Source organism: Arthrobacter sp. NPDC080082, assembly GCF_040686595.1.
Taxonomy (GTDB): Bacteria; Actinomycetota; Actinomycetes; order Actinomycetales; family Micrococcaceae; genus Arthrobacter.
Genome location: NZ_JBFBKQ010000003.1, coordinates 469,439 through 477,432 on the forward strand (window position 1 = coordinate 469,439; position 7,994 = coordinate 477,432).

3 protein-coding genes are annotated in these 7,994 nt (G+C 67.7%); all 3 read left to right on the forward strand.

What is annotated here, in order from left to right; all coding sequences use genetic code 11:
• The first annotated feature begins 44 nt into the window (after nt 1-44).
• Genes AB0O44_RS09085 through AB0O44_RS09095 form a run of 3 tightly spaced genes read left to right on the forward strand, consistent with a single transcriptional unit; the run spans nt 45 to nt 7,652 of the window.
• A complete protein-coding gene (locus AB0O44_RS09085) occupies nt 45-2,126 on the forward strand; it encodes an alpha-1,4-glucan--maltose-1-phosphate maltosyltransferase (protein WP_364136665.1) in 2,082 nt (693 codons plus the stop codon).
• The gene (gene treS / locus AB0O44_RS09090; protein WP_364136667.1) at nt 2,123-3,919 is read left to right on the forward strand and encodes a maltose alpha-D-glucosyltransferase; all 1,797 of its coding nucleotides are present in this window, start codon (nt 2,123-2,125) and stop codon (nt 3,917-3,919) included. The genes AB0O44_RS09085 and treS overlap by 4 nt, the downstream gene beginning before the upstream one ends.
• 1 nt (nt 3,920) lies before the next feature.
• Entirely contained in the window at nt 3,921-7,652 is a 3,732-nt protein-coding gene (locus tag AB0O44_RS09095; protein ID WP_364136669.1) for a 1,4-alpha-glucan branching enzyme, read from the forward strand.
• Nucleotides 7,653-7,994: the final 342 nt, after the last annotated feature.

The window sequence follows — 7,994 nt, forward strand, 5'->3', positions numbered from 1 at the left end:
AGCAGCCTTAGCATTCTGTGCGATTTGTAGATAACGTCGAGCCTGTGACGACTAACTCCCGAACCAGCGCCGTATCCAAGCAAAAGCCGAAGGCCCTGATCACCGATGGGTTGAAATTCGGCAGGTTTCCGATCACCAACGTCCAGCCCTCGGTCGAGGGCGGTAAATTCCCCGCCAAGGCCACCGTCGGCGAGAGCATCGTCGTCGCCGCGACCGCGTTCCGCGAGGGACACGACATGCTCGGCGTCAGCGCGGTCCTGCTGGACCCGCGCGGCAAGGAACGCCAGCGGATCCGCCTCGAGCCCCCGCGGGGCGACCGCGGCAAGGGCACGGATCTCTGGGAGGGCCTGCTGACCCCCAGCGCCACCGGCAAGTGGTCCTACGTGATCGAGGCCTGGCACGACCGCTACGGCACGTGGCACCACAACGCCGAGGTCAAGGTCGACGCCGGGATCGACGTCGAGCTGATGCTTGCCGAGGGCGCGGCGCTCCTGACCGAGGCGTCCGAGGATCCCAGCCGCCCGTCCGCGGACCGCCGCACCCTCCGGATCGCCGCCGCCGGCCTCGCAGACGCCTCCCGGACCCCGGAGGAGCGCCTCGGCGCCGGCTTCGGCGCGGACGTGGCCGCCGTCGTCGGACGCCAGCCCATCCGTGAACTCGTCACCGTCTCCGAACCCTACCCGCTGCTGGTGGAGCGTGAACTCGCCGGCCGAGGCGCCTGGTACGAATTCTTCCCCCGCTCCGAGGGCGCCGTCCGCAACCACGAGACCGGCGAATGGACCTCCGGCACCTTCCGCACCGCCGCGGAGCGCCTCGACGCCGTCGCCGCCATGGGCTTCGACGTGATTTACATGCCCCCGATCCACCCGATCGGCACCCAGCACCGCAAGGGACCGAACAATACCCTCATTGCCGGACCGCACGACCCCGGCTCCCCCTGGGCGATCGGCGCGGCGGAGGGCGGCCACGACGCCATCCACCCGGACCTGGGCAGCTTCGAGGACTTCGATGCCTTCGTGACCCGCGCCGGCGAACTGGGCCTGGAGGTCGCGCTCGACCTGGCCCTGCAGGCCGCCCCGGACCACCCCTGGGTCAAGAGCCATCCCGAATGGTTCACCACCCGGGTGGACGGCAGCATCGCCTACGCCGAAAACCCGCCAAAGAAATACCAGGATATTTTCCCGCTGAATTTCGACAACGATCCCGCCGGGCTGTCCAACGAAATCCTCCGCGTGGTTCAACTGTGGATCAGCCACGGTGTGAAGATTTTCCGTGTGGATAACCCGCACACCAAGCCGGTGTGGTTCTGGGAATGGCTGATTGCCAAGGTCAACAAAAAGAACCCCGACGTCGTCTTCCTGGCCGAGGCGTTCACCCGCCCGGCCATGATGCACGCCCTCGGCCGGGCCGGATTCCAGCAGTCCTACTCCTACTTCACCTGGCGGAATACCAAGGAAGAACTGGAGAAGTACTTCCAGGAAATCAGCCACGAATCCCCGGCGTATTTCCGGCCGAACTTCTTCGTCAACACCCCGGACATCCTGACCGAATATCTGCAGTTCGGCGGACCGGCGGCCTTCAAGATCCGGGCCGCGCTGGCCTCGACCGCTAGCCCGCTCTGGGGCGTCTACGCCGGCTACGAGCTCTACGAGCACGTGGCCCGGCCCGGCGCCGAGGAGTACATCGACAATGAGAAGTTCGAGTACAAGGCCCGTGACTGGGACGCGGCCACGGAATCCGGCCGTACCCTGGCCCCGTACCTGACCCGCCTGAACGCCATCCGGCACGCCCACCCGGCGCTGGGGGACCTGCAAAACCTCACCCTGCACGCCAGCACGGACAGCTCCACAGTGGTCTACTCCAAGCACAAGACGCTGGCCGACGGCACCAAGGACACCCTGATCATTGTGGTCAACGTGGACCCGCACAGCCCCCGCGAAAGCACGGTCACCATTGACCGCGCAGCCCTGGAACTGGACCCGGAGGACCTGACCCACAACGGCGGCTACGTCGTCGAGGACCTGATCTCCGGTGAAAGCTGGGAGTGGGGCGAGTACAACTACGTCCGCCTCGACCCCCACGTCGAACCCGCCCACATCCTCAACGTCCGGAGGTCCCGCCCGTGAGCTTTAGTCCGAGCAACCCCAGCCAGCACTTCACGCCCAAGGGGACCTTTGAACTGAACGCCCCCGGCCTGCAGCATGACCCCCACTGGTACCGCAAGGCGGTCTTCTACGAGGTGCTGGTCCGCGGTTTCGCCGACGGGAACGGGGACGGCTCCGGTGACTTCCATGGGCTGATCGAGAAGCTCGACTACCTGCAGTGGCTGGGCGTGGACTGCCTCTGGCTGCCCCCGTTCTTCCAGTCCCCGCTGCGCGACGGCGGCTACGACATCTCGGACTACAACTCCGTGCTGGACGAATTCGGCACCATCAGCGACTTCAAGCGCCTGGTCGCCGAGGCCCACGCCCGAGGCGTCCGCGTCATCATCGACCTGCCCCTGAACCACACCTCGGACCAGCACCCCTGGTTCCAGGAGTCCCGCAAGGACCCGGACGGGCCCTTCGGCGACTTCTACGTCTGGAGCGACACGGACGAGAAGTACCAGGACGCGCGCATCATTTTCGTGGACACCGAGGAATCCAACTGGACCTTCGACCCGATCCGCCGCCAGTTCTTCTGGCACCGGTTCTTCAGCCACCAGCCGGACCTGAACTTCGAGAACCCCAAGGTCATCGACGCCGTGTTCGACGTCGTCCGTTTCTGGCTGGACCAGGGCATCGACGGCTTCCGGGCCGACGCCATCCCCTACCTATTCGAGGAGGAAGGCACCAACTGCGAGAACCTGCCGGCCACCCACGAGTTCCTCCGCCAGCTGCGGAAAATGGTGGACGAGAGCTACCCCGGCCGCGTCATCATCGCTGAGGCCAACCAGCCGCCGGCGGAGGTCGTGGAGTATTTCGGCACCGAGGAGGAGCCGGAGTGCCACATGGCGTTCCACTTCCCGATCATGCCGCGCCTCTACTACGCGCTGCGCGACCAGAAGGCCGCGCCGATCATCGAGACCATGCGGGACACCCCGGCCATCCCGGAAGGTGCCCAGTGGGGTACGTTCCTGCGCAACCACGACGAGCTGACCCTGGAAATGGTCACCTCCGACGAGCGCGCCGCCATGCTTGGCTGGTACGCGCCGGATCCGCGCATGCGGGCCAACATCGGCATCCGGCGCCGGCTCGCGCCGTTGCTGGACAACTCCCGCTCCGAGATCGAACTGATCAACGCGCTGCTGCTGTCCCTGCCGGGCAGCCCCTTCCTGTACTACGGGGACGAGATCGGCATGGGCGACAACATCTGGCTCGAGGACCGTGACGCCGTCCGCACCCCGATGCAGTGGAACCCGGACCGTAACGCGGGCTTCTCCAACGCGGACCCGGGCAAGCTCTACCTTCCGGTGATCCAGTCGCTGGTCTACAACTACAGCATGGCCAACGTCGAGGCCGAGGCCGCGCACTCCGGGTCGCTGCTGCGCTGGACCCGGCAGATCCTCAGCGTCCGCAAGAACCACCCGGCGTTCGGGCTTGGGTCCTTCAAGCATGTCGAGGCGGACCACGACGTCGTCCTGGCCTACCTGCGGGAGCTCCCGGCCGGGAACGCCGCCGGCGAGGACCCGGAGACCATCCTCTGCGTCTTCAACCTCTCCCAGCACCCGGTGGCCACGTCGCTGCGGGTCCCGCAACTGGCCGGCCGCGGCCTGCGGGACGTCTTCGGCGGCCAGGCCTTCCCCGGCATCGCCGACGACGGGACGCTGACCCTGACCCTGGGCAGCCACGACTTCTTCTGGCTGCGGGTCCGCTCGGCCGCCTCCAACCCGGCATCGCCCCACACCCAGGCGATGCCTATCCTGTCCATCGAAGGCTGACATGACCCGACCCACCCTTTCCCCCGCCCTGGACGCGCTGCTGCGCAGCTGGCTGCCGCGCCAGCGCTGGTTCCCGGTCAAGAGCGCGCACTTCAGCTTCGACCCGGTGGGCAGCGTGACCCTCGAAGCGCCCGTCCCGGCCGCACCCTCCCTGGGTACGCCGGCGGAAGACGGCGGTGCCCGGTTCAAGGTCCTGCTGCTGGCCGTCACCTACCCGACGGCGGACGGCGACCGGACCGACGTCGTCCAGGTCCCGCTGAGCTTCCGCGCCTTGCCGCTGGCCGGTGCAGGGGCGGCGCTGCTCGGCGAGATCCAGGCCGACGGCGGCACGCCGGGCGGCTGGGTGTACGACGGCGTCCACGACGCGGCGTTCATCGCCGCGTGGCTGGAGCTGATGCGCTCCCGCGGCGCCACCGCGGACGGGTCGGCCACCGGCGAGCTGGTCGACTCGGACCACCGGCTGCCGCACGCTACCGGCAAGGTCCGGGTGCTCTCCGGTGAACAGTCCAACAGCTCGGTAATCGTCGACGACGGCACCTCCGCCGCGATCCTGAAGTTCTTCCGCGTCCTCTCCGAGGGGCAGAACCCCGAGGTCGAAATCGGCGCCGCCCTGACCGCGGGACGCACCGCCGAGGTCCCCGCCACCCTCGGCTGGGTGACCGGTGAGTGGGCCGTTACGGACGGGGCGGTTACGGACGGGACGGTTCCGGATGCGGACGGCGGCCGGGCTGCCCGCGCCGAACTGGCCGTCGCCCACGAATTTCTCGCCGGCGGCCTGGATGCGTGGCGGCTGGCCGTCGACGCGGCCCGCACCGGAACCGATTTCACCGCCGAGGCGCACGCCCTCGGCGTCGCTACGGCCACCGTCCACCGCCGCCTCGCCGAGGCGCTCGGCACGGCGGCAGAGGCCGTCCCGGGCGGCGACATTGCCCCCGGCGTCGCCCAGCGGGTCCGCCAGTCCTGGGCCGAGGCGGGCACCGCCGTCGGACCCTTCGACGAGGCCCTGCAGTCGCTGCTGGCCCGGCTCGCCGGTACCAGCGCGGGGCAGCTGCAGCGGATCCACGGGGACCTTCACCTCGGCCAGATCCTCCAGGTCCCCGTCGCCGCCGGCCAGCCCGCCCGCTGGGCGATCCTCGACTTCGAGGGCGAGCCCCTGCGGCCCGTCTCCGAACGGAATTTCCCGGACGTGCCGCTGCGCGACGTCGTCGGCATGCTGCGCTCCTTCGACTACGCCGCCGGCGCGGCCGCCCGCGAGGACGACGGCGCCGCCGTCCCCGAAGAGTGGGTGGACGACTGCGCCTCGGCGTTCCTCGCCGGCTACGCCGAGGTCACCCCCGGCACCATCGACCGTGACTCGCCCTTGTTCACCGCCCTTTGGCTGGACAAGGCGCTCTACGAAGTTGTTTACGAACTACGAAACAGGCCCGACTGGCTCGCCATCCCGGTGAATGCATCCCGTCGTCTCCTTGGCAGTACTGGCTCCGGCGCCCCCGTCGAAGCCGCAGCGGAAGGTAAGAACATGACTGGCTCAGCACGTACCGAACGGCCCGGAGCGCCGCTCCCCGTCGACGCGGACACCCTCGCCCGGGTGGCGGCGGGGGAGCATCACGCCCCCCACTCCGTCCTCGGCGCCCACCTCGACGACTACGGCCACGTCACCATCCGCACCGTGAAACACATGGCGGAATCCGTCTCGGTGGTGACGTCCGCCGGCACGACGCCCATGACGCACGAGGCCGGCGGTGTGTGGGTGGCAGTCCTCGAACCGCTCGACGCCGGCCATGTCCCGGACTACCGGCTGGAGGTCCGTTACGAGGACCAGGACGCGGTCCGCACCGACGAGCCGTACCGCTACCTGCCCACCGTGGGTGAAATCGACCTGCACCTGATCGGGGAAGGCCGACACGAACGGCTCTGGGACGCCCTCGGCGCCCACGTCCAGCACTACAAGTCCTCCCTCGGCGACGTCGACGGTGTGTCCTTCGCCGTCTGGGCCCCCAACGCCCAGGCCGTGCGCGTCAAGGGCGACTTCAACGGCTGGGACGGCCGCGAGAACTCGATGCGCTCGCTCGGCTCCTCCGGGGTATGGGAGATTTTCATCCCCGGCGTTATGGCAGGGGCGTGCTATAAGTTTGAGATCAAGACCCGGCACGGGCACTGGGTGGAGAAGGCCGACCCGCTGGCGTTCGGCACCGAGGTGCCGCCGCTGACCGCATCACGTGTGGTCGAACCGTCCTACGTCTTCAAGGACGAGGAGTGGATGAAGGCCCGCGCCGCCCGCGATCCGCACAACGCGCCGATGAGCGTATACGAGGTGCACCTCGGGTCCTGGCGCGTCGGCCTGGACTACCGCCAACTGGCCAAGGAACTCGTGGAGTACGTGAAGTGGCTCGGCTTCACGCACGTGGAGTTCATGCCCGTCGCCGAGCACCCGTTCGGCGGCTCCTGGGGCTACCAGGTCACGTCCTACTTCGCGCCGACCTCCCGCTTCGGGCACCCGGACGAGTTCCGGCACCTGGTGGACGAACTGCACCAGGCGGGCATCGGCGTGCTGTTGGACTGGGTCCCGGCCCACTTCCCCAAGGACGCCTGGGCGCTGGCGAAGTTCGACGGTGAGCCGCTGTACGAGCACTCGGACCCGAACCTCGGCGAGCACCCGGACTGGGGCACCCTGATCTTTGATTTCGGCCGCAGTGAGGTCCGCAACTTCCTGGTCGCGAACGCGCTGTACTGGCTGGATGAGTTCCACATTGACGGACTCCGGGTGGACGCCGTCGCCTCGATGCTCTACCTGGACTACTCCCGCAAGGAAGGCCAGTGGCAGCCCAACCGCTTCGGCGGCCGCGAAAACCTTGAGGCGATCTCCTTCCTGCAGGAAGCCAACGCCACGGTCTACAAGACCCACCCCGGCGCGGTCATGATCGCCGAGGAGTCCACCGCATTCCCGGGCGTCACTGCCCCCACGGACCAGGGCGGCCTGGGCTTCGGGCTCAAGTGGAACATGGGCTGGATGCACGACTCCCTGAAGTACATGGCGGAGGACCCGTACAACCGCAAGTGGCACCACGGCACCATCACCTTCTCCATGGTTTACGCCTACACGGAGAACTTCCTGTTGCCGATCAGCCATGACGAGGTTGTCCACGGCAAGGGTTCGATGCTGCGCAAGATGCCCGGCGACCGCTGGCAGCAGCTGGCCAACCTTCGCGCCTTCCTGGGCTACCAGTGGGCGCACCCGGGCAAGCAGCTGATCTTCATGGGCACCGAGTTCGGCCAGGAGGCCGAGTGGTCGGAGCAGTACGGGCTGGACTGGTGGCTGGCGGACATCCCCGCCCACCGTGGCGTGCAGCTGCTCACCAAGGACCTGAACGAGCTCTACAGTTCGACGCCGGCCCTCTACGAGCGGGACAACGATCCGGAGGGGTTCCAGTGGATCAACGGAGGGGACGCTGACCGCAACGTCCTGAGCTTCATCCGGCGCGACGCTGACGGCAACCCGCTGGTGGTGGCGCTGAACTTCTCCGGCGCACCGCACCACGACTTCCGCCTGGGTGTCCCCGCTGCGGGACAGTGGCGTGAAGTGCTGAACACCGACGCCGATGCGTATGGAGGATCGGGCGTCACCAACGGCGGGCCGCTGACCGCGACCGGGGACGGCATCGACGGGCAGCCTGCCTCCCTGACCGTCACGCTGCCGCCGCTGGGTGCGGCCTACTTCAAGGCCGCCGAGTAGCACTTCTATGAAAGGCCCGGAACCGTCGCGGTTCCGGGCCTTTCGGGTGTCCGGGGGAGTGCTCCGGGGCCCCGCTTTGTCACCGCGGCCGAGTGGTGGTACAGTTTATTTCCGCGCTGCTCCCCGGAATTGATCCGCTGAGAAGACCACGAAGGCCACGGCCAACTGGATCGGGACGCTGATTTGACTAGGGCGAAGTGCGCGGGTAAGTTTGAAAAGTTGCTCCGGAGCGAGTCGCGGCCTTTGATGGGGTTGTGGTGGTGCCGGGTGTGTCTGTTGTTTGAGAACTCAATAGTGTGCCAAGTTTGTTGATACCGATTGTTTTATTGATTGGTTGAAATT